Raw genomic sequence first — 23,471 nt, forward strand, 5'->3', positions numbered from 1 at the left:
ACTTCGGAGACCTGAATGACCGCCGATCCATTGACCGTTCACGTGCTGATTGAGGGCAGGGTCCAGGGTGTTGGGTACCGCGCCTGGTGTGCGGGTGAAGCTGAAGACAGGGCACTGGCCGGCTGGGTGCGCAATCTCAGCGCCGGTGGGGTCGAAGCCGTGTTTTCAGGCCCGTCCGATACCGTTGTCGACATGCTGGATGTGCTCTGGCATGGGCCGTCCCTCGCAAGGGTAAACCTGGTCAAGGACCTTGAGCCGGTAGAGCCCTGCTCGGGTGCCTTTGAGGTGCGCGATACGGCTTAACCGGCTGTGGCCAATCGTCGTTTCTATATCAATCGCGACATTCGAAGTTGAGTTGTCACGGAAATATCGCAATGATCTGATCTTTCAGATGAAGCAATCGGTGCCACACGGTCGGTGCCGAAACGTGAAACCGGGAGATTTTCAGTGAAGATTGCGATACTTGGCGGTGATGGTTTTGTCGGCTGGCCCACATCCTTGCATTTGTCGGATCAGGGCCATGAAGTTCATATCATCGACAATCTGAGCCGTCGCTGGATCGATGCCGAACTAGGCGTGCAATCGCTGACACCCATGGATTCGATCCAGGAACGCACCCGGATCTGGAAGCAGGAAACCGGCAATACAATCCGGTTCCACCTGATCGATATTGCCCGCGACTACGAAGTGTTCAAGGCCTGGCTTGCAGACAACCGGCCGGATGCCATCATTCACTTCGCCGAACAGCGCGCTGCGCCCTATTCGATGAAATCGGATCAGCACAAGAACTACACTGTCAACAACAACGTCAACGCCACGCACCATCTGCTCAACGCGATGGTGGAACTGGATCTTGATGCGCATCTTGTCCACCTCGGCACCATGGGCGTCTACGGCTATTCCAGTGTCGGCGCGGCAATTCCGGAAGGCTATCTGTCGGTTGACGTCGAGACCCTGAACGGCTCCAAAGCGGCTCAGGAAATCCTTTATCCGGCCAACCCCGGCTCGATCTATCACATGACCAAGTGCCTGGATCAGCTGTTGTTCCAGTTCTACGCAAAGAACGACGGGCTAAAGGTCACCGACCTGCACCAGGGGATCGTCTGGGGTACGCATACCGAACAGACCCTTCGCCACAAACAGCTGATCAACCGGTTCGACTATGACGGTGACTATGGCACGGTTCTGAACCGGTTCCTGATCCAGGCAGCCATCGGCTATCCGCTGACGGTTCATGGCACCGGTGGCCAGACACGGGCTTTCATCCATATCCAGGATTCGGTTCGCTGCATTGAACTGGCATTGAAGAACCCGCCGAAAAAGGGCGACCGCGTCAAGGTGTTCAACCAGATGACCGAGACCCACCGGGTGCGGGATCTGGCAGAGCTGATCTCCCGCCTTACCGGCGCGAAGGTTGCCTATCTGCCAAACCCGCGGAAGGAAGCGGCAGAAAACGATCTGGTCGTCGAGAACAAGCAGTTCTTGGAACTGGGCCTCAATCCGATCACGCTGGAAGAAGGCCTGTTGAGCGAGGTGGTGGACGTCGCGAAGAACTTCGCTTACCGCGTCGACCGCAGCCGAGTACCGGCAGTGTCCGCCTGGACCAAGGAAATTGCCGACGAGATCGAGCGGGATCCGGAACATCCGCGTCTGAAGTCCGTCTCCTGAGGCCGGGAATGCAAGACGCTCCTCAGTTCGACAGGGCACCTGGAAGCACATTTGCCTATGTGACACTGGTGACGAACCGGGACTATGTGCTCGGGGCGACGGCGCTTCTGCGCTCGCTCCGGCATTCGGGAACCGAAGCCGACCTCGTGGTCCTCTACACGCCCGGGGTCGGTGAGGCGGATCTTGCCGCCCTTGCGGAATTCGGTCCGCGGCTTGGCCGTTGTGAGCGCCTGCCAACGAGCGAAAGCTTCAACGCGCGCCATGAACGCGGCCGCATTCACAAGGCGGCCCCGTTCACAAAGGGCGGCAAGCCGGTCTTTCACACGCCTCTGGACAACTTCGTCAAGCTGCGGCTGTGGCAACTCGAGGAATATGACCGGGTCATCTTCATCGATGCTGATGCCATTGTGCTGCAGAACTGCGACAAGCTATTTGACTATCCCGAGTTCTGCGCAGCGCCCAATGTCTACGAAAGCCTGCAGGATTTTCATCGGTTGAACAGCGGTGTCTTTACCGCCCGGCCAAATATGGCCACGTTCGAGGCCATGCTGGCGCGTCTGGACAGGCCGGAGGCCTTCTGGCGGCGCACGGACCAGACGTTTCTGGAAGACTATTTTCCCGACTGGCACGGGTTGCCGGTGCTCTTCAACACGCTCCAGTATGTCTGGTTCAACCTGCCGGAACTCTGGAACTGGAAGCAGATCCATGTGCTGCATTACCAGTATGAAAAGCCCTGGCAGGAGGGGCATGAAAAGACCGCCAAGTTGCGTCCTCTGATCGATCTCTGGCAGGCTTTTGCGACCGGTGTCGACATTCCGGACGATGTGACCGGTCTGCCCGGTCCTCTGGAGTGGGTGGCAAAGCAGGCATCCTGATGCATGTTCTTCTGACGGGGGCAAGCGGGGTAGTTGGCCGGTTCATCCTGAAGCGGCTGCTTGACGATGGCTGCACGGTCACGGTTCTTGGCAGACGTCCGGTTGAAGGCGTCGCAGCGGCCTTTCGAACCTATGACCTTGCTGACCCGGATCCTCAACTCCCGCAAGCCGATGCACTCGTTCATTGTGCGCTGGTCCACGAGCCCGGCAAGTTCCGGGGCGGTGAGGGGGACGATCCAGAGCGGTTCAGGAAGCTGAATGTCGACGGTACCCGACGTCTTTTTGAAGCGGCCGCGAAGGCGGGCTGCCGGACAGTCGTTTTCCTCTCCAGCAGGGCTATTTACGGTGATCACCGAAAAGGCGAAAAGCTTACGGAAACGGATGCACCAGCACCCGATACGCTTTATGGCGACGTGAAGCTTGCAGGGGAGAGGGCACTCAAGGTTTTTTGCGGCCAGAGAATGCGTGGCATCGTTTTGCGCGCGACCGGTGTTTACGGCCCTGGGTCAGGCTCGGCAGACCACAAATGGTCGGGGCTTTTCAGGGATTTTGCAGCCGGTATTCCGATTGCCCCGCGCAGGGGAACGGAAGTTCACGGGGACGACCTTGCTGCTGCCGTTGCCCTGGTTCTGGAAGAGCGACGGGTAAATGAAGAAGCATTTCTGATCTACAACGTCTCGGATCTTCTGCTCGACCGCCAGGACCTTCTGGCACTTTATGCGGCCGAAGCAGGTTTGAACCTTGAGGTGCCGGCAGCATCGGACCAGGCGCCAGGCGAAATGACGACAGACCGGCTGCGGGAACTTGGGTGGTCGCCGGGTGGAACTGAAAAGCTGAAAGTGTTTCTGCGCTCAATAGCCGGGCGCGGTGCGGCCGGCACCTGACCCTCAGCTTTTGAGCGAGCTTTGTTTGCCGGTATGGCAACAAAAAAGGCGGGCTCAATGGCCCGCCTTTTCCAGTTGCCTTTGTGCCAGATCAGGCAGCGCGGATGTCGTCGAAGAAGCGGTCGACTTTCGAGCTGAGGTTGGCGGATTCGCTAGTCAGTGCCTCTGCTGTAGACAGAACATCCGCAGCGTTTCGGCCGGTTGACTGAGCGCCGCTGGAGACCTGGATAATCGTCTCGGAGATGGCGTCCGTACCCGTAGAGACTTCGTTGACGTTTCGCGAAATCTCGTTGGTCGCCAGGCTCTGCTGTTCGACCGACACAGAGATATCCTTGGAGATCTCGGACATTTCCGCAATGACGTTGCTGATATCGCGGATGGCTTCAGCAGCGCGGTTCGAAACGGTCTGCATCGCCTGGATCTGCGTTGCGATTTCCTCTGTCGCCTGTGCAGTCTGGTTGGCCAGGGATTTCACCTCCGATGCAACAACCGCAAAGCCTTTGCCGGCTTCACCGGCGCGGGCCGCCTCAATGGTGGCATTCAGCGCCAGAAGGTTGGTCTGGGCGGCAATGTCGTTGATCAGACTGACGATCTGGCTAATCCGGTCGGTGGTCGCCACCAGGCTCTGTACGGTCTGATCCGTCTGTGAAGCCGCGCTGGAGGCCCGTTCGGAAATGCCGGCCTGCTCTTCGACACGCCGGGCGATTTCGGCGATAGAGGACGTCAGTTCCTCGGATGCTGCGGCAACCGAACGGACATTGGCGGCAGTATCGCCGGTGGTCCGGGCAGCCGATTCCGCATCGGTCGAGCTTTGTTCGGAAGTTTGAGCCAACTCGCGGGCAGTGCGTTCCAGTTCTTCTGTGGCGTTGGAAACGGTTTCCAGAACGCTGCGGATTTCCTGGTTGAAACCTCCAAGCAACTGGTCGACGGTTGCTGCCCTGCGATGCTTTGCTTCCTGCTCGGTAGCGCGTTCGGCTTCCAGGCGACGCTGTTCCTTGCCGTTGGTCTTGAACACCTCCACGGCATTGGCGATAGAGCCGATCTCGTCGTTCCGCTCCAGGCCCAGGACCGGGGTTTCCAGATCGCCTTCCGCAATCTGGGCCATTGAACTGGTCACGGACGCGAGCGGACGGGCCAGCAGTGTCTGGAACAGGGTACCGAGGATGGCAAGCATCAGCACGGTTGCGATCACAGTCGCAAAGAGTGCCGAATATCGAAAGCTCGTCAGGCTCGCAAAAGCGGCGTTTCGATCAACGGAGAGGCCAATCTGCCAGTCGACCGGCAAACCGGTGACCGGAACGAACTGGACGATACGGTCGCCATTCACACTGGACGCGTATTGCGGTTCTGCACTGACCTTGACCGGCTCGTTGGGAAACAGCTCACTGAGCGGCTTGGAAATCATGTTGCTGTCCGGGTGCACCAGGATGGTGCCCTTGGAGTCTGCCACAAAGACGTATCCGAGGCCGCTCATGTTCGACGAGGCGAGCATGTTCGCCAGGGTGGTGATGTCAAAGTCACCACCGACCACACCGGAAAGGGTGCCACCGGTTTTTACCGGTGTTGCAGCCGTCACGATGAGATTGCCGGTTGAGGCGTCCTGATAGGGGGCGGTGATCACGGGTCCGCCTTTCGCGACGGCATCCTTGTACCAGGGGCGCACGCGCGGATCGTAGCCTTCGGGTAGATCTGCCGGCGGCCACATGTTGAAGGCGCCGTCTGCTTCCACACCAAAATAGGTCGCGCTGAAATTGCTGGTTAGGGTCTTGAGGTCGAAGAACTCGGGCGTTACCTCGGGCTGCTTGGCAATGCGTTCGGACAACGCCTCGATGAGCAGCATGCGCGCTTCGAACCAGTTTGTGACGATATTGACTTCCGACTGGCCGACACCGGTCATGTAGTCGCGAACTTCGTCCGTCTTTGCGTTGCGCTGAAGGGTGTCGTTGAAGAGGCCGAAGCCGGCGAAGATCAGAACAATGACGCCGGCGGCTGCCAGCAGGATTTTGGTGATCACGCTCCGGCGGGAGCGAACTGAGAGAGCCTGGGTCACAAACTTCATTCCCATAGTTGAGAAGGTTTGTGTCTGTATTCGCTCATCTGAATGAAGGAATACTAAATCCGACCGGTTTCCAAGCCGTCTTTGAACTAAAAAAATGAAAACTTCATGCGATTTTGAATGTTACTCGCAAAAATAACAATGGAATTTCTTGAGGTTGCTTTTTGGTTTTTGGCACAACTCAAGTTTGAACTCGATATTACCTAGAGTTCAATGCGCCTGTTTGAAGCCTCCACCGCGCGAGTGGCTTCACACGGAAACCGTGGGGCCAAATATCTTTTCAAATTCGGCCCGAAGGACGCTGTCGTTTTCGGCCATGGTAACGGGCAGGCCGAGATCCACGAGACTGGTCACGCCATGTTCGGTAATGCCGCAGGGCACGATGCCGTCAAAATGATCCAGTTCAGGCTCCACGTTGAAGCTGATGCCGTGGAACGTGACCCATTTGCGCAGGCGGATGCCGATTGCGGCGATCTTGTCCTCGACCGTCGCCCCGCGGTCTGGCCGGCGCACCCAGACGCCGACGCGGTCTTCCCGGCGTTCGCCGCGAATGTGATAGTGCCAGAGCGTGCTGATGAGCCAGGCTTCAAGTGCGGAAACAAAAGCCCGCACATCCTGCTGACGCCGCTTCAGATCGAGCATGACATAGGCTACGCGTTGCCCGGGCCCATGGTAGGTGTGCTGTCCACCGCGCCCTGTCCGGTAGACCGGAAAGCGGTCGGGAGCGACAAGATCGCTGTCCTTGGCACTGGTGCCGGCGGTGTAGAGAGGGGGATGCTCCAGCAGCCAGACCTGTTCGTCGGCTTCGCCGGCAATGATTCTCTGGACCCTTTCATCCATTTCCCGAAGAGCGGTCTCATAATCGACCAGTTCGTCGGAAATCCGCCATTCGACCGGCCGCGAGCCGGAAACTGGCAGAAAACTAAGGGAAAGAGCGTCTCTATCGGCGGGTGACATGTGGATGACACTTCATTGTTTTTTGAGCTGGCTTGCCATGCCGTGGTATGGTTAAGCGCTGGCGGGTCAGTAGCCCTATTTAAGGATCAAGGCGTCCGATGACTACCTTCGATGAAATCAAAGTCGATATTTCCGTCGTTCTCGGGGAGAACGAGATGCCTGTCCACCAGTTGCTCCGCATGGGGCGTGGCGCCGTTATCGACCTTGATGTGGCCGAAGACGACGATGTGAAGATCTATGCCAACAATACGCTGGTCGCCAAGGGGCAGGTGGTTTTGCTCGGCGAGCGGATAGGCATCTCGATCACGGAAGTTCTGATGCGTCCGCCGGACATCCGGCCGATGCGCACCGATGGCCCTCTGTGAGGGACTAAAGCATTTCTGCATAAGAAAAATCGCGTGCCTGTGAATTAATGCAAAAAGGCCTCTTGCGCCCCCAAATTCCTTTTGCTACATGGAGCGCCTCGACGCTGAGAGGCGCCGGGAACAATCGAATATGCGGTCGTGGCGGAATTGGTAGACGCGCAGCGTTGAGGTCGCTGTGGGGTAAAACCCGTGGAAGTTCGAGTCTTCTCGACCGCACCATCCCTTCCGGATGGTTTTGAATCTGGTCTAACACCTTGAACGGCAAAGATAATTTTGCAGTTCGATAACCGTTTTTACGGCAGTAGATCATGCGTTCGGCAAAGGCCAGTTTTAGCACCAGTCTACGCAGGTGCAGTTGGCCAGAACGCCATAGATTCCAAGGGCTTGCCAAAAAATCACAGGTGAGTTCGATAAGCTCGTCGAAGGTGTAGCGAGGCTGTGATCCATTTTGCAGCTTATCTTCGATTAAAAGCTTCTGCGTTTCCAAAGATTCGATCTTCTTTTCATAGGCAGTGATGACTGATGGGCTCGACGCATCGACGATGCGATTTAGAAAGCCATCAATCTGATTTTCCAGCTTCGTGAGTTCCCGCTTCAAGCCGTCCGTAAGCGAGCTTGCTTGAGCTTGTCTTTGCTTCCATGCGTCGGTGAACATCGCGCGTACCAGAGCGAAGAGTTTCTCTCCTGGCTGGAGGTTCTGCACAATCTCTTCAAACGCTCCTTCGAGGGCAGTGCGTTTGATCGACTTGCGGTAGCTCGGGCAGCCTTTTGTGTCGCAAAGATAATAAGGATACTGCTTCGTCATCCCATGTGACCAGCAGGCCGTGTAAGGCTTGCCACAGTCGGCGCAAAGGACGAAACCGCGTAGAGGGAAGTCCGCGCTAATGTCTCTGCGTGTAGGGGCCTTTAAAGCCCCGTTGCGGCGAGCTTGAATCTTGAACCAGGTCTCAAGCGACACTATCGGTTCATGCTTGCCTTCTATCAATTTCAACTTCCAATCGGCTTTCGTAATGTGGCCCGCGTAAAGCGGCTGGTCGAGAATATCGGTCACGCGTTGTTGGACGACCTTACCCTGCTTGTTTTTTGGGTAGAGGGGCTGGCTTTCAAGAAATTGGCGAATTTCCGCCTGGCTATCAAAGCGCCCCGCAGCATAGCCCTCCAGCGCTTCTTTTAATATGCCGGCGACAGGTTGGTCGGGCACCAGTAACTTACCGTGATGACCTTGGCGCTCGTAGCGATAGCCGACAGGGGCTTGGAACACCCAGTAACCGTTCATCATGCGCGCGCGCATCCGATTGAATGTCTGTTCGGCGTTCTTCTCGCGTTGGTGCTGAGCAACAGAGGCGAGCAGGTGTTCAACAAGGATGGAATCTGCATCATCGTTAAACTCCAGCGTCGGGCTTTCCAGTTTGCCGCCCGCTTCTCGGAGAATTTTTCTCAAGTCCACATGTGCTTCCATGCCCCTTGCGAATCTCGAAATATCGTCGATCAGCACGACGTGTTGCTCTTTAGTTCTATGCTTTCTGAGAAAGGCGATCAGACTGTCCATGCCAGGGCGTTTTTCTTCTCCACCTGTCATGTCATCTCGAAAAACGTCCACCACTTCATACGCACGAAAGGACGCGTATTCGCGGCATCGCCGCTCCTGGGAGTCAAGGCCATGACCCTCGCGTACTTGTTTAGGGCTAGATACGCGGCAATAGATAATGGCCTTATCTAGTTTGACGGGATTTTGATTGCGTAGGTACTTGTTCATGGCGACCTCCTTTCGTCGTTTATGTGGGTGTTCAACATCTCAGGCACGCCATCGGGCAATAGGTTCGTGATCCGGCTTTCCGAGCTGATCCCAAAGCCCAGGTCAACGAAGCTTATGACCAGAGACCACAAGGTCTCGATGAATTCGCGCTTCTCTTCGTCCGTAAGGTCGGATTCGCTGAGGAGTTCTGCATAGAGCTCCCAATCGATAGACAAGGTGGGCATGCCTTCCTTGTCGATTTCATAGTCGTGTGACGTGCCGGTCAATGTCTTTTTCTCCTCGGCCCTCCTGAGCCTTTTGTTGCTTGGGCTTCTCTTTTTTGTCTCTTTCAAAGAATAAGAACAAAACAAGAACAAGTATGTTAGGACAAAAATCCTATAGCCCCAAGTAAAAACGACGTAATTTTCTTTCGTTTTACTGATTTAAAAACGAAAAGCCCGGCAACAGAGGTCGCCGGGTCAGAGATTTTCGCTCGAACGTCCGTGACTACTTGTTTTTGTTGACGATGGCGTCGATCTTTTCTTTAGTTTTCGATGGCAACCCAGTTGTCGGGATAGTGCCACCTTTGCGTGCGATCTCGGCGATACGGTTCTCTTGCTCTGTGCTCAAAGTCATGAACTAGTCCTCTCTGTTCATCCGTTTGACAAGATAAACATAGTGAACGAGACATAAATTGTCAATGTTTGAGACTTAAAATTTACAAATCATTTTTCCGCCGATATGCGGTCGACTTAAGACGGCCCGCCCGTCTGAGGGTAGCCTCATCAAGATTTGATAGCTCGAGATCGACTAGCTGAGAGCGGGTAGGGAGGTGCAAGTCATCCTCAGGATGTCTTTTAATCCATGCTGCGTAGGCGTTGTAGAGTGGCATATCTAATTCGCGCAGGAGTGGGCGGGGCAGTCGATGTTGCTGGGGGAGATCGGCAGCGACAAACTTGCCGTAATATTCCTTGATGAAATCGACGGGTGTCACCTCTCGACCTGTGGTTCGGTCAGCCCACAACGCAGGTGCTTCAGTAGGCAATTCAGCCCTCCCCATTGGGGCGAGGAATTCGCTAGCTATTTCCCGGACGAAGTCATGGAACTCAGCTTCTGATGTGAATATAGATTTAGACGCTGTAGAGAACAGTTCAGATATCTGTTCCCTTATGTGTTGTTTTGTTAATGCGTCTAATTTCCTTCCCAAGTCTTTATCTTCTAATATTTCTCCGATTTCTTGCAACAGTTTTGTAGATTTAATTTTGGAAAGCTCTGCAGTTGCTAGCGCCAATACCTTTGCCTTGAGCTTCAAAGGATTGATTGTTCGCGTAGCATCTCCCATTTTTGAAGACGCACTAATATCGGGGTTTTTTATGACCCTTCCTGACGGCGATTTAATGAGTTTTGGTCGCCTGCGAGCGATGATGTCCGCTATCAAAGGGCGGCTATCTTGCTCTTGATTTTCCTGGTCGGGGGAGGTGTGTTCAGGCTCTGGGGGCGCTCCAAGAAGATGCTGATTAATAACGTCGTCCAGATCGCGCGAAGAAAGTTGCTTGTCCGACAACTCATCGATTAGTGCTTCAAGCAGAGCTTTCTCTGCATCGTCATTCGAAGTTTTGCGGCCTGATGCCATCAGCTATTCCTACAGTGCCAATTCGTTCCAACGCAAATTTAGTCCTTCTGTTAGGCAATAACCAGTTTTCGATTCAACACCTATGAGGCTGTCGGTCGAGACTTTGTTGGAGGTTGGCGCTCCGCACTGACTTTTAAAATGGAATGCAAGATGTGTGCTGTTGCACAGCACATCTTGGCAAGGGGACCCGCTGCGCGTCCCCGTTGCATCCCCGCCGGCCTGTGGCACTGATCCGGCATTGAGCCAATCAGCGCCATACAAACGTATCGTCGTTTGACCACTCGCGGGAGACTTCGCTTTCCCTGCACCCATCGACTTGGAGGGCGTTCCTGCCCTTCCTTGGAACCATCCCATCGACCAATGAGCCTTCTGCCCCTTGGAGCCCTGACAAACCGTGCGCCGATTTAATGCCGATCAGGTTTTTCGAAACCCTATACCTACGTCCAAACTTTCACGTTTGGATACGACCAAGAACCCGTCTTTAGATTGTTAAGTTGATGACTTTGCCTTCAACAATCTTGGGTTTATTCTTTCCCTTTGTGATCACATTGGATACACTTAGGTCATGACGGGTAAGGACGCCGGGTTTCGCATCCGAGTGGAGCGCGACCTTCGAGAAAAATTTATCGAGATGTGTCGGGCGAAAGACCGTCCCGCCGCGCAGGTCATTCGTGACTTCATGAGGCTGTATATTGAAGAAAATACTGTTGCGAACGATGTAGGCGCGACAAAAAGGAAGAAAGGTAATTCGTGAGCGACATTAAGAGTCTAGGCGGTTTTGTTTGGTCAATTGCGGAAATTCTAAGAGGTGATTTTAAGCAATCCGAATACGGCAAGGTTGTGCTGCCGTTCGTCGTCCTGCGTCGCCTTGATTGCCTCTTAGAGAGCAGTAAGCTGGCCGTTCTTGAGGCAGAAAAAAACGCTCCCTGAAAATGCCGATGAAGCAACCCGCGACATGATCCTTTTTGGTGCAGTCGGCGGCAACGTGAAGGTCTATAATCTTTCGCGTTTCACCTTTGAGAGCCTGAAGGGGCAGGACCCTGGTCAGCTCCACCAGAACCTTATCGACTACATTACTAAGTTCTCTCCGAACGTCCGCGATATTTTTCTTGATAAGTTCCGGTTCTCCGATCAGCTTAAGCGCCTAAAAGATGGCGGCATCCTATGGAACGTATTCGAGCGTTTTTGCGAAGTCGATCTGCACCCCGAGATAATCTCGAATCTTGAGATGGGGTATCTCTTTGAGGAACTGATCCGTCGTTTCTCGGAAATATCAAATGAGACAGCGGGAGAGCACTTCACCCCTCGTGAAGTTATCAGACTGATCGTCGATCTGCTCATTGCCAATGACGATGTGAAGCTAACGGGGCGAGGTATCATCCGTCAGGTCTACGACCCCGCCTGTGGAACGGGCGGCATGCTGGCGCTGACCGAGGAAGCGCTGAACGAATTTAACCCGTCGATCCGCGTTGAGCTGTTTGGGCAAGAGCTGAACGACGAATCCTTTGGTATCTGCAAATCCGACATGCTGGTTACAGGTCACGACCCTGAGCAAATCGCCTTTGGCAACACGCTCACGCAGGATGCGCATGCGGGCAAGAAGTTCCACTACATGCTATCTAATCCACCCTATGGCGTGGACTGGAAGAAGTATCAGGACCCGATTAAGGCGGAAGCCGAGAACATGGGAATGGAAGGTCGCTTCGGAGCTGGCACGCCCCGTATCTCGGACGGGCAACTTCTCTTCCTTCAGCACATGATTTCCAAGATGCGCGATGACGAAGACGGTTCGCGCATCGGCATAGTCATGAACGGTTCGCCGCTCTTCACAGGCGGCGCGCAGTCTGGCGAAAGCGAAATCCGCCGTTGGATGCTCGAAAACGATTGGGTCGAAGCAATTGTCGCTCTGCCGACAGACCTTTTCTACAATACGGGAATCCAAACCTATGTTTGGTTGCTCACCAACCGGAAGCCTAAAAACCGTCAGGGTAAGGTTCAGCTGATCGATGCATCAGGCGAGCGCTTCTGGAAATCTATGAGAAAATCCCTCGGCTCTAAGCGCCGCGAAATTACTGATGAAGCCCGAGCAGAGATCGTCCGCCTCTATGCAGATTTCCTCAACGGCGAGAGTGGTCAGGACGATGTTTCCAAGATTTTTGATACCACCGACTTTGGCTACCGAGAGATTCGCGTCGAGCGTCCATTGAAATTAGGTTTTCAAGTGTCCGATGAACGACTGGCTCGTTTGGCAGTGCAAAAGCCATTTGCACGTCTGGATGAATCTGAAAGGGCCACTATCGAGGCCGCACTTCAGACAATTGGTGAGCAGCTATTCACCAATCGTGATGCCTTCGAGAAAGCACTGTCCAAGGCGTTAAAGGCGACTGGGTTAAAGATTGGTGCAGCTATCAAGAAAGCAATCTTAGCGGCGCTATCGGAGCGTGACGAATACGCCGACATCTGTACCGACAAGAACGGCAAGCCAGAGCCAGATACTGATCTGAGAGACCATGAGCTTGTGCCACTGACGGAAGATTGGCGCGAATATGTGAGGCGTGAGGTTTTGCCGTTCGTGCCCGATGCTTGGGTCGATGAGAGCTACGCAGACACAAGCGACAAGAAGGTTGGCCGTGTCGGGTACGAGATTAACTTCAATCGCTATTTTTACCAGTATACACCGCCGCGCCCGCTTGAGGAAATCGATGCGGAGTTACGAGAACTCGAAACTGAGATCGCCGGTCTGCTAAAGGAGGTCGCGGCATGATGATGCCCATCAAACATGCGGCCACATTTCTAAACGGAGCAGCATTCAAGCCATCAGATTGGGGAGACGCTGGTCTTCCGATACTACGAATCGCTCAGTTAACTGGCGGAGAGTTCGATAACTATTTTGACGGATCGATAAACAGAGGTCATCTCATTTGTAACGGCGATCTATTGTTTTCTTGGTCTGCTACCATCGATGCCTTTATTTGGGATCGCGGCGACGCGATTTTGAACCAGCACATCTTCAAGGTTTTACCGAAGAAGAATGCTTTGAAGAAGTACTTATATTACGTGATCAAAGCGCACGCTCCGAGGTGGGCAGACGACGATGCACACGGAAGCACCATGCGTCACATTAAAAAGGAAAGCTTGTCAAACAAAGTATGGATACCTGATCTTGATACCCAAAAAAGTGTCGTCGATTTCTTGGATCGAGAAATTTCCCTCCTCGATCAGATGATTGAAAAGAAGCAGCGCCTTTCTGGAATTCTTGATGAGAAACTCGCAGATGAAACTCTAAACGCCGTTACACTTGGTATTGATGGTAGTGCAGAGCTTGTGCCATCAAGCGAGTTAGAATGGACAGTTTCCCGACCAAAACACTGGAAGATTGTTCGGCTAAAATATTTTTTCAGTGAAAAAACGCAGTACAGCGCCAATGGCGAAGAAATGCTTCTCTCCTTAAGGATGAAGGAAGGGCTGGTTCCTCATAATGATGTTTCTGACAAGGAACTTCTACCCAGTGATTTGATTGGTTACAAAAAAGTGTTCCCTGGGCAGATCGTCATGAACCGTATGCGAGCGGCAATTGGTCTTTTTGGCCTTTCGGACTTTGAAGGCATCGTAAGCCCTGACTACTCAATTTTCGATGTTGGCGCCTCAGCACATGCTGGATACTTTCTTCGCTTGTTTAAGACTGAACCGATGAAAGCTGCATTTCGATTGCTTTCGAAAGGATTGGGAACAGGTCACTCAGGTTTTATGAGGCTTAATTCAGACAATTTCGGAAGAATACGAGTTGCCGTCCCTGAATTTGAAGAGCAAAGAGAAATATCTCGCTATGTTGAAGTCCGCACCAAGCAGATAAACGAGCTTCAAAAGAAAAATCAATTATCTATTGATCGCCTCAAAGAATTTCGCACCGCCCTGATAAAAAATGCGGTGTCTGGCGAGATCGACGTCGCTACCTGGGGAAAGTCTGGCCACACCGACCGCCGACTAGATCAGATTGAAGAGGATATGGCTCTTCGGGAGGTGCGCGCATGAGAGAAATTCTCGGAAAAGCGAAGACCGTTCGTGAGCTGTTGAAGGGCGTTAAATATTCGATTGATTATTATCAGCGAGAGTACAAATGGGGTGAAAAACAAGCCGCTGAGCTTGTGAATGACCTCGTCACAAAATTCCTTGAAGATTACGACGATTCGCACGAAAGAAAGAAAGTTGCTGATTATCCCCACTATTTCCTTGGCTCAATCATCATCAGCAAGAAAGAGAGCGCGAACTATATTGTTGATGGCCAACAGCGGTTAACGAGCCTTTCCCTATTTCTAATCTTACTGCACAACCTCCAGCGTGGTCGTGAAGACAAAGTTCAGATCGACGAACTCATTTTTTCAGAACGCTTTGGCGAAAAATCCTTCAATCTCGATGTTGCTGAGCGGTCGCCATGCATGGAAGCATTATTTGAAGGAGAGGCGTTCGACACCACTGACGCGCTGGAGTCTGTCCAAAATCTCTATGACCGGTATCAGGACATTGATGCGGCGTTCCCCGAAGAACTGCGCGACAAGGCCTTGCCCTATTTTATCGATTGGATGCTAGAAAACGTCCACTTGGTCGAGATCACCGCTTACTCTGATGACGATGCCTATACAATATTCGAGACAATGAATGATCGGGGCCTTTCTCTTAGCCCGACTGACATGTTGAAAGGTTACTTGCTGGCGAATATCGATGAGGATGCTCGCGTTGATGTGAATAGCCGCTGGAAGGCCCGGATTCGCAATCTTGTCGATTGGGACAAGGAAGGTGATGCCGACTTTTTTAAGGCATGGCTTCGCAGCCAATACGCGACGAAAATTCGCGAGCGCAAAAAGGGCGCAAAGCAAGAGGATTTCGACCGGATTGGTACAGAGTATCACCGCTGGCTGAGGGATTCACGCCGTCAGGTAGGCTTAGAAAAACCGTCTGACTTTCTGAGGTTCGTGAACACCGATTTCGATTTCTATTCGAAACAGTATCTTCGCTTGTTGAATGCTTCTGCCAAGACAACGCCTGGGCTTGAGCACGTTTGCTACAATGCTAGAAACGGCTTCACTCAGCAGTATCAGATTCTGCTGGCACCACTAAGACCGACCGATACGACAGCAGAGATTGACCGCAAAATCCGCATCACCGCGAAATTTCTCGATATTCTGCTCACTTGGCGACTGTGGAATTTCCGGAGCATTGCCTACTCGACAATGCAGTATGCAATGTTCCTCGTCATGCGCGATATTCGAGGGCTGGATTCAGCAGCGCTTGCTAAGCTGCTTTACGAGAAGCTGCAGGCCGAAGAAGAGAACTTTGACGCGAATAGTGAATACCATCGCCAAGGGATCGGCCTCTATTTGCATCAACAGAACCGGAAAGTTCTCCACCGGATACTCGCCAGAATGATCGACTACATCGAAGTGGAATCTGGCATGGCTTCACGCTTCGAAGAATATGTCGGAGGTGGTGGGGTTACTTATGAAGTCGAGCATATCTGGGCGGACCATTTTGAGCGCCATACGGATGAGTTTGAACACCCCGCTGATTTTGCCGAACATCGGAACCGGATTGGCGGCCTGCTACTCCTGCCAAAGTCTTTTAATGCCAGCTACGGCGACAAACCCTATGTAGACAAGCTGGGGCACTATTTCTCGCAGAACCTTTTGGCGAAATCACTTAATCCCAATTGCTACAAGCATAATCCCGGCTTTGTGCGTTTTGTCGGCGAACGCGAACTACCATTTGAACCAATAACTGAATTTAAGAAGGCGAGCATTGATGCTCGGGGGGAACTTTACCGCCAGATTGCAAAGTGTGTTTGGAACCCGGCCAGCTTGCTGGAGGAGGTGTCCCAATGATCCAACATACTGCATCGAACGTTCATAAAGAAGACGTACTTCAAGAGCATTTAATCGAATGCCTTGTTTCAACCCAAGGCTATCTTCGTCGCATCGGTTCCGAGAAAAGCCGTGGCTATGTAGGTGAAATCCACTTCGACAAGCCGCTGGCGATGGACCGTGAACTTGTCGTTCTGTTTCTGAAAGATACGCAGGCGGAATCATGGGAAAAGCTTGAGCAGCATTATTCGGGTTTAGCCGAAGATGTTCTGTTCAAACAGCTCGACAAGGCGCTTAAGGATCGCGGTCTGCTGGATGTGCTCCGTCAGGGCCTAAAGATCGTCCCCGGCATTCCGTTCGTGTTCTGCTTTTTCCGTCCAGCGAGCGGCTTGGAACCCAAACGCATAGCCGAATATGAGGCGAACATCCTCAGCGTTATGGATGAGGTCGTCTACAGTCAGAAACACGGCAACCGAATTGATGTCGTACTTTGCCTAAACGGGCTGCCCGTTGCAACGATTGAGACCAAAAACCTTCTGACAGGCACGACGTTCAGGCATGCAGAAAAGCAATATCGCACTGATCGCTCGCCTGCGAATGAGCCGTTGCTGACGTTCAAGCGGGGCGCACTCGTTCACTTCGCCATCGATGAAGACAACGTGTCGATGACCACGCGTCTGCAAAACGGCAAGACTCGTTTTCTTCCGTTCAATCGGGGCCGCAACGGTGGCGCAGGCAATCCCGATGTGGAGGGAGAACACCGCATCGCCTATCTCTATGCCGATGGCGATTGGGGTTCGGCCATCTTCTCCCGCTCGGTCCTAATCGACATCATCGGCCAGTTCATGACGTTGGAGGTGAGCGGCAAGAACGAAGTGATGATCTTCCCGCGCTTTCAGCAGCTCGACGCGGTTAGGAAAATCATGGTTCATGCCCGTGCGAACGGCGCAGGGCAGAACTATCTTGTTCAGCACTCGGCGGGTTCCGGTAAGTCCAACACGATTGGCTGGCTCGCTCACCATGCGATCAATCTGCACGATGTAGATGACGCCCAGGTGTTCCACACAGCGATCATTGTCACGGATCGCATCGTTCTCGACCGCCAGCTTCAAAGCACGGTCTCGCAGTTCGAACAGACGCAAGGCGTCGTGAAGAAGATCGACGGTACATCCCGTCAGCTCAAGGACGCTATCGCCAAAGGTGCGCGGATCATCGTCACGACCATCCAGAAGTTTTCGACCGATCACCTCAAGGCTCTCTCGGGTCAGAGCAAGCGAAACTTTGCTGTCATCATCGACGAAGCCCATTCAAGCCAGTCTGGCAAGGCTGCGCAGTCAATGACAGATGCGCTTACGCGTGAAGCTTCGTCGAGTGACGACATTGAGGACTTGATTGCAGAATATCAGAAGGCTCGCGGGCCACAATCCAACATAAGCTTCTTCGCCTTCACGGCTACCCCTCGCAATGTCACGCTTGAGCGGTTCGGGATGAAAGGCCCCAACGGTCTACCCCATCCGTTCCATCTGTATTCGATGCGGCAGGCTATCGAAGAGGGTTTTATTCTGGACGTGCTCCAGAACTACATGACCTACAAGGCCTATTATCAACTTGAGAAAACTATCGACGATGATCCCGAGCTGAGCGGGCGGCGTGGCCAACGCAAAGTCGCTCGGTATGCGAACCTTCACGCGACGGCTATCGGCCAAAAGGTCGAGATCATTGTCGAGCATTACCGCCGCCATGTCATGGACATGCTGGATGGTCAGGCCAAGGCCATGATTGTCACACAAAGCCGCGAGCATGCCCTGCGATATTATTTCGGGGTGAAGAAGTATATCCGGGAACAAAGATACGATGATCTAAAAGCGCTTGTTGCTTTTTCCGGTGACCTAGAACTTGATGGAGAAACCTATACAGAAGCTGACTTGAATGATTTCTCCGAGACAGAACTGCCGGGCCGCTTCGACGGCTTCAAACCGGACGGTACGCCTTACCCTGAGAAATACCAAATCCTGATTGTCGCCGAGAAGTATCAGACCGGCTTCGATCAGCCCAAGCTTTGCGCGATGTACGTAGACCGCAAGCTTGCAGGCCTTCAGGCGGTTCAGACACTCTCTCGATTAAACCGAACTCGCGCAGGCAAAGACAAAACGTTCATCCTCGATTTTCAAAACACAATTGAGGACATTCAGACTGCGTTCAAACCCTTCTTCGAAGTCACATCCGTGGAAGCAATGTCTGATCCGAACATGGTCTATGACCTTGAAGGACGTCTCTATCGCTTTGGTTATCTTGACAAGGAAGAGATCGAACGCTTCGCGCGGACATACTTCAAAGGACCACTTAGCGGCGCTGACCGTGCGCAGCTCGAAGGTCTCGTAAAACACGCGGTAGCGCGCTTTGAAGCGGATGACGATGAGGGGCGGCAGGAAGAGTTCCGGCAACTTTTGAAGAGCTACGGGCGTTTCTACAGTTTTATAGCGCAGATCATGCGTCTTGAAGACACGAGCCTTGAGAAGCTTGCGACCTACGGCAACTGGCTCTCGCGACTTCTGCCCAACCGTGAAGTGCCGCCCGAGATCGAAATCACCGACGACATGCTGCGTCTACAGGCTTTTAAAGTCGTGAAGAAAGAGGCGGGCAGCGCATCGCTCGGTGCTGGCGATACTGAAGCGTTGAAGGCTATTAGCGAGTTTGGCGCTAAGCCGTACACAGAGGATGAAAAGAAAGAGCTTTCCGAGATCGTTCAGGCGTTCAATGACCGTCACGGCACAGACTTCTCAGAAGCCGACATGATCCGCTTCGAACAGGTCAACCGCGATATCATGGATGAGGACATGACCGAGATGCTGCGCAACAACCCACCCGATGTTGTCTATGCCGCGTTTCGTGACGCCTTCTTCCAAGGCGCAATCCGTATGTTCCAGCGTGACAACGAGATGAAGAATATCGTGCTCACTGATGCGGAAGCCCGAGACAAAGCAACACGGCACTTCTTCAATCGTGCTCTCAGGGAAGCGAGAAGCTGATGAGCGAGCAAGAGGCTGCTGCCGAGAATGATAATCAGGCGTCAGCGCTTCCACTTGCAGCAATGTCTTGCCCAATTGACGACAACTGTACCGGAGAACGATGGCAGGTTCAGGATAGCGACCAACTTGCACGTTTAATCGCAATTATTGCGATGGGACAGGCTGCCCAGGCAAGCCATATTCTTTCCGAGCTCATCCCGGCAAAGCCAGCCTTTACTATTCCCGAACTCAAAGCTGAGGCCAAAATTAGGCTCACTGTTCAAGAAGAGAAGCAAACGCCGCGAACGGGCTATCCTTGCTGGCAGCGTGATGGATTTATTTTCGAAGCAATCTCGTGGATTGCAGCACGTCAGACCCATGGAGAAACTGCTTATATGAAAGACCCTCATGTTAGCGCAACTTCACAAGGGCTTGATGGACTGATGCTGGAGTTGTCGAGCGATAAAACACAAATCGATAGAACCACTGTCTTTGAAGACAAGTGCAGCGACGATCCAGTTGCGACTTTCAAAAATAAAGTGATTCCAGCTTTCCGTGATAGGCACGAAAATAAGAGAAGCGCGGAGATAATCGCTGCTGCGACCGCTTTACTTGGAAAGGCTGGCATTGATGATGGCATGGCAGCTAAGCTTGCTGCGGCGGTCACTGATCGAGCTAAACGGCGTTACCGTGCTGCATTTGCAGTAACAACCAAACTCGACAGTGATGACGGACGAAAAGCGCTCTTCGCCGGTTACAATGAAATCAGCGGTATCGATAAAGTCCAGAGATTAGGAGCATGCTTGGTCGTTCCCCCTGAGCTGAGAGGCTGGTTCGATCAGTTGGCGGAACAAGCGGTCGCGTATATCGATGCTCTCGACGATGGAGCCGTTGATGTTTGATGCAGCGACAGCCAGTCTATTGCGGTCAGCGCCGGAGCTACCAGGTCTAGATCCCAGTGAGCTGCCTGCCATTCTCACCTCCCATTATGCGGAATTAGCATCAATGCGTCTTAGGGGTGCTGAAGTGGAATCCAGTAGCGAAGAGGGCGATTGGAGCCTCGAACGAATCGCAGACTCATATGAACTTGCCGTTTCGCTGCAACCTGAGAGTTCGGCACGCGCTGCAGCTGCGTTTGTTGCCGGAACGGCCCAGCAAATCCTCGCCAGAAGGCAACTTACTGCGAATGATGGAGACGAGTTACCACCCAACATTGACCGGGATCGGCTTGATCCTAGTGTGGCGGCAGCGATCCTATTTCTTGCGTCAGAACAGTATGCCGATGCCAATGAGGCTGCGGTTAATATCGAGACAAATCGAGCAGGACAACTCTATGAGGCCACGATTCTCTCAGAGCATATCCAAGATCTTGCAAAGGGACGGCTAAATCAAATCCTGAAGCGGGCCGCAAGATGGCGTCGGCCTATTGATTACATTGACTTAGACATTCGCGCGCTTGCAGCGCTGCTTGAGGCACTTTCCACCGGTATCGAAATGCTGGCCGCACAAATGCTTCGGGTGGACGCTCCCGAACAGACTGGCACTCGATTTGTTGGACCTCAGCAAGCCTTCCAACGCGTACTCGAACTTTCTTCATCCAATTATGACATCGCAATCGGTGCCCCTCAAGGGCTCAACATTTTATACGCCGGTCCGTACCATCTCGCGTCCCTTTTGCTCGCTGTGGCGAACTCGATCTCTGAGGCTAGTCTGCTTAATACTCCAGCGCCATTCGATTCAAACGCCGAAGTCTGGGAGAGATGGCTCCGGTTTCGCGCCGCAAAGTTCCCATATGTTTGGTCTAATCACCGCGAGGCAATCGCCAACGAATTCCATCAAACCGGCGTTTCCTCAGTTGTGGTTCTCCCCACGGGTGCTGGGAAGACGACCGTTTCCTCTCTGAAGATTGCTGGCGTCCTTGCTCGGGGCAAGAAAGTTGCCTTTCTCGCTCCCACTCACGCACTCGTTGATCAGCTAACCGAAGACCTGCAAGAAATGTTTCCGAGCGAATTGCTTGGATCAGTCGTTTCAAGCGATTTCGACCTTCTCATGCAGGATGCTGCTGTCTTTCGTGACATCGAGGTCATGACACCTGAACGGTGTTTGGCCATGCTCTCGTTTGCGCCGGATGCGTTCAAAGATGTAGGCTTGCTTGTTTTTGACGAGTGCCATCTGCTTAGCCCCGAGAGTGGAAAAATACGCCGTGCCCTCGATGCTATGCTGTGCGTTTTGGGGTTCAGCCACGTCGCGCCGGAAGCTGATTTCCTCTTCCTGTCCGCCATGCTAAAAAACGGCGATGAGTTGGCACAATGGCTCCAAGAGCTCACAGGCCGAAAATCCATAGCCGTTGACCTGCTGTGGAAACCAAGTCGTCAGGCTCGCGGTGTAATCATTTATGAAGACGACCAACTCAATAGAGCCAGCACTCAAGCTCTTGAAGTTCAGATCGCAGAAGACAAGAAAAATAATAGCGTGGCGAGGAATTTGCGAGCACCGGCTGCAAGGCAGCTAACGGCAACCCCCTATGCAATCTGGGGGCTTCAGCACAATTGGCTATCCCAAGAGGAATCGATAGCGCATTGCGTCACAACACAACTACTTGAAGATCAAGTTACGCTTACCGGGAATATTAGATTTGGCCGACTTCAGCTCACGCCCAACGCTAATCACGTAGCTGTCGAACTTGCTGCAGCTGCTGCCAAGCAAGGTCTCAAGACTATTGTCTTCGTCAACACTAAGCGGGACGCGGTTTCGGTTGCAAAACAAATATCAAGCTTGCTGTCACAAGAGGTCGAAATAACTCCAATCGAGCAGGTGCGTTGGGATGCACTTGAATTAGAACTTGGCAGTTTAGACCATTCTCTTCTCTCTGGGCCAGCTACTGCGGTACCACATAACTCAGCAATGCTCAGACTTGAGCGTGATATCGCCGAACGAATGTTTAAGCGTTCTGACGGCGCCCAAGTAATTGTCGCCACGCCAACTTTGGCTCAGGGCCTAAACTTGCCGGCCCAACTCGCAGTTTTGGCCGGAGACAAGCGTGCTGACCCTGTTAAAGGTGGTCGTGAAAATCTCGAAGCCCATGAAATCCTAAATGCGGCGGCTAGAGCTGGGCGCGCGGGGCATCTCGCGAATGGACTAGTGCTCCTTATTCCTGAGCCGATCATCACCTTTAAGAAAGAAGAGCCGCTGGAAAATGATGTAGTCGACAAACTTCAAGCCATTTTGCCCGAAGATGATCATTGTGTGACAGTTACCGATCCTCTTGAAATCGTTCTTGATCGCCTAATCCAAGGTCAAGCTACCGATCCCGATGTCAATTACACAATTAATCGGATGGCGATCCTTCGGAGTGTGGATGAATCCAGCGAAGCTACTCACCTATTTGATCTGCGTAAGTCCTTGGGCTCTTTTGCAGCAAAACGAAGAGAAGAAGAAAAAGAGTTTGACGACAAGATTGAAGCTTTAAGGAAAGTCGTCACAAGCGAAGAGGTCGAAGAGGTAGATCACAATGTTGCGGTTCTGTCCTCACAGAGCGGTTTGCCTGCAAAATTGCTAGTTGATCTAAGGGGCCGGATCATAGCCGATATTGGTTCGCTTCCAACGAATGTTAGCGGTTGGTTGGAATGGATGATCAAATGGCTGCAAGAGCATGAGGACGCCCGGTCAGCGCTTCTCGGAGATATAAGCGGAAGCATCTTATCTGCATGCGGCGAAGCCAAGAATGCCGAACTAACAAAAGAACATCTCGACCTTCTTTTAGCTGCGCTGATAGCTTGGGTTGAAGGAAAGTCACTTCGGGAGATTGAGGCAATTCTTGGAGGGGAGCCCGATAGTGCTACACCTACTAAGAAAATATGCCCGCGAGCACGTGAGCTCGTGGGCACGATTGTCCCGCGAGGTATTTCTTTTGCCGTAGGGCTGATTGCGCACATGCTTGAGGATGTGGACCCTTTCGACAAACAAGAGGATCTCGACCGCCAGTTGATTGAGTGTCTTGGTACAGCTGTGAGAAAAGGGCTCAATGAAGTTGCGATGCTGTTTTTTGCCTCGGAGAAAAAAGACTTAATTTGTCGGGTTCAGATCCATGAAGCTTGGAAAAATCGCGGGCAAGAGCTCTTTGGCGCGACATAGAAGAGTTTAAGATTTTGTATTATGAGTCATTATTTTAAGTTTTTGGAATTCAATGAATATTTCTGCGAAAGGTGCGTAAATGGGTTGGGCTGTCGTGAACCGAGCCTGCAGTCTCGGCCATTCGGCTTCCATCCCTAGCGCAGGGCATATTGAGCTGTCTTACAGCCCTTTCCCGTTGATCGGGGAAGCCTAAGAGGCTCTGCCTCTTATCTCCCCGAAAGGACAATAAACACCGACCGTGGCTCATTGCATTGCGCCCGCACCACTCGGCATTGATTGTCCTTTACCCCTCCCATCTCCG

18 protein-coding genes, 1 tRNA gene and 1 pseudogene are annotated in these 23,471 nt (G+C 52.8%); 14 read left to right on the forward strand and 6 right to left on the reverse strand.

Going from position 1 to position 23,471, the window contains the following annotated elements:
- Positions 1-15 precede the first annotated feature (15 nt).
- The 4 genes from ACP90_RS12925 (at position 16) to ACP90_RS12940 (ending at position 3,427) form a co-directional block, all read left to right on the forward strand.
- Positions 16-303: an acylphosphatase gene (locus ACP90_RS12925; protein WP_062488567.1), complete on the forward strand. Its 288-nt coding sequence runs from the start codon at positions 16-18 to the stop codon at positions 301-303.
- A 144-nt stretch (positions 304-447) separates the two neighbouring features.
- Entirely contained in the window at positions 448-1,668 is a 1,221-nt protein-coding gene (locus ACP90_RS12930; RefSeq protein WP_062488568.1) for an NAD-dependent epimerase/dehydratase family protein, read from the forward strand.
- 8 nt (positions 1,669-1,676) lie between these two features.
- Positions 1,677-2,543 (forward strand): glycosyltransferase, encoded by an 867-nt coding sequence (locus ACP90_RS12935; protein ID WP_062488569.1) that lies wholly within the window; start codon positions 1,677-1,679, stop codon positions 2,541-2,543.
- Positions 2,543-3,427, forward strand: a complete 885-nt coding sequence (locus tag ACP90_RS12940) for an NAD-dependent epimerase/dehydratase family protein (protein WP_062491581.1) — start codon at positions 2,543-2,545, stop codon at positions 3,425-3,427. Before ACP90_RS12935 ends, ACP90_RS12940 begins: the two co-directional genes overlap by 1 nt.
- Before the next feature lie 91 nt (positions 3,428-3,518).
- On the opposite strand, the gene ACP90_RS12945 is transcribed toward ACP90_RS12940, so the two are convergent.
- On the reverse strand, positions 3,519-5,441 hold the full coding sequence (locus tag ACP90_RS12945; protein WP_158514176.1) for a methyl-accepting chemotaxis protein: 1,923 nt from the start codon (positions 5,439-5,441) through the stop codon (positions 3,519-3,521).
- A 291-nt stretch (positions 5,442-5,732) separates the two neighbouring features.
- The gene (gene lipB / locus ACP90_RS12950) at positions 5,733-6,440 is read right to left on the reverse strand and encodes a lipoyl(octanoyl) transferase LipB (RefSeq protein WP_022998286.1); all 708 of its coding nucleotides are present in this window, start codon (positions 6,438-6,440) and stop codon (positions 5,733-5,735) included.
- Between the two features lie 98 nt (positions 6,441-6,538).
- On the opposite strand from lipB, the gene ACP90_RS12955 reads away from it, so the two are divergent.
- Positions 6,539-6,805 (forward strand): FliM/FliN family flagellar motor switch protein, encoded by a 267-nt coding sequence (locus ACP90_RS12955; RefSeq protein WP_022998287.1) that lies wholly within the window; start codon positions 6,539-6,541, stop codon positions 6,803-6,805.
- A 132-nt stretch (positions 6,806-6,937) separates the two neighbouring features.
- Positions 6,938-7,024: transfer RNA gene (locus ACP90_RS12960), tRNA-Leu, on the forward strand.
- A 499-nt stretch (positions 7,025-7,523) separates the two neighbouring features.
- Here the strand turns inward: ACP90_RS12960 and ACP90_RS28905 are convergent.
- The 4 genes and pseudogenes from ACP90_RS28905 to ACP90_RS12980 all read right to left on the reverse strand — a co-directional run.
- Positions 7,524-8,561: pseudogene (locus ACP90_RS28905) on the reverse strand (recombinase family protein); the annotation flags it as partial.
- Positions 8,558-8,827 carry a hypothetical protein gene (locus tag ACP90_RS12975; protein ID WP_145915761.1) on the reverse strand — a complete coding sequence of 90 codons (270 nt, stop codon included), beginning with the start codon at positions 8,825-8,827 and terminating at the stop codon, positions 8,558-8,560. The pseudogene ACP90_RS28905 and the gene ACP90_RS12975, both read right to left, overlap by 4 nt.
- A gap of 220 nt (positions 8,828-9,047) precedes the next feature.
- On the reverse strand, positions 9,048-9,176 hold the full coding sequence (locus tag ACP90_RS28760; RefSeq protein WP_286145755.1) for a hypothetical protein: 129 nt from the start codon (positions 9,174-9,176) through the stop codon (positions 9,048-9,050).
- 82 nt (positions 9,177-9,258) lie between these two features.
- Entirely contained in the window at positions 9,259-10,173 is a 915-nt protein-coding gene (locus ACP90_RS12980; RefSeq protein WP_062488573.1) for a hypothetical protein, read from the reverse strand.
- A gap of 565 nt (positions 10,174-10,738) precedes the next feature.
- Between ACP90_RS12980 and ACP90_RS12985 the strand changes: the two genes are divergently transcribed.
- From ACP90_RS12985 to ACP90_RS13015, 8 genes are read left to right on the forward strand one after another with little or no spacing between them, the layout of a single operon-like run.
- Positions 10,739-10,927, forward strand: a complete 189-nt coding sequence (locus ACP90_RS12985) for a hypothetical protein (RefSeq protein WP_062488574.1) — start codon at positions 10,739-10,741, stop codon at positions 10,925-10,927.
- Positions 10,924-11,103, forward strand: coding sequence for a type I restriction-modification system subunit M N-terminal domain-containing protein (locus ACP90_RS27990; protein ID WP_082809735.1), 180 nt, complete (start codon positions 10,924-10,926; stop codon positions 11,101-11,103). The genes ACP90_RS12985 and ACP90_RS27990 overlap by 4 nt, the downstream gene beginning before the upstream one ends.
- Positions 11,078-12,937, forward strand: a complete 1,860-nt coding sequence (locus ACP90_RS12990; protein ID WP_201030466.1) for a class I SAM-dependent DNA methyltransferase — start codon at positions 11,078-11,080, stop codon at positions 12,935-12,937. The genes ACP90_RS27990 and ACP90_RS12990 overlap by 26 nt, the downstream gene beginning before the upstream one ends.
- A complete protein-coding gene (locus ACP90_RS12995) occupies positions 12,934-14,205 on the forward strand; it encodes a restriction endonuclease subunit S (RefSeq protein ID WP_062488575.1) in 1,272 nt (423 codons plus the stop codon). Before ACP90_RS12990 ends, ACP90_RS12995 begins: the two co-directional genes overlap by 4 nt.
- Positions 14,202-16,049, forward strand: a complete 1,848-nt coding sequence (locus tag ACP90_RS13000) for a DUF262 domain-containing protein (RefSeq protein ID WP_062488576.1) — start codon at positions 14,202-14,204, stop codon at positions 16,047-16,049. Before ACP90_RS12995 ends, ACP90_RS13000 begins: the two co-directional genes overlap by 4 nt.
- Positions 16,046-19,057, forward strand: coding sequence for a type I restriction endonuclease (locus ACP90_RS13005; RefSeq protein ID WP_062488577.1), 3,012 nt, complete (start codon positions 16,046-16,048; stop codon positions 19,055-19,057). Before ACP90_RS13000 ends, ACP90_RS13005 begins: the two co-directional genes overlap by 4 nt.
- A complete protein-coding gene (locus tag ACP90_RS13010) occupies positions 19,057-19,938 on the forward strand; it encodes a hypothetical protein (RefSeq protein WP_201030467.1) in 882 nt (293 codons plus the stop codon). Before ACP90_RS13005 ends, ACP90_RS13010 begins: the two co-directional genes overlap by 1 nt.
- Entirely contained in the window at positions 19,931-23,170 is a 3,240-nt protein-coding gene (locus tag ACP90_RS13015; protein WP_062491587.1) for a DEAD/DEAH box helicase, read from the forward strand. The genes ACP90_RS13010 and ACP90_RS13015 overlap by 8 nt, the downstream gene beginning before the upstream one ends.
- The last annotated feature ends 301 nt before the right edge of the window (positions 23,171-23,471 follow it).

Origin of the sequence: Labrenzia sp. CP4 (genome assembly GCF_001579905.1) — a bacterium.
GTDB lineage: Bacteria > Pseudomonadota > Alphaproteobacteria > Rhizobiales > Stappiaceae > Roseibium > Roseibium algicola.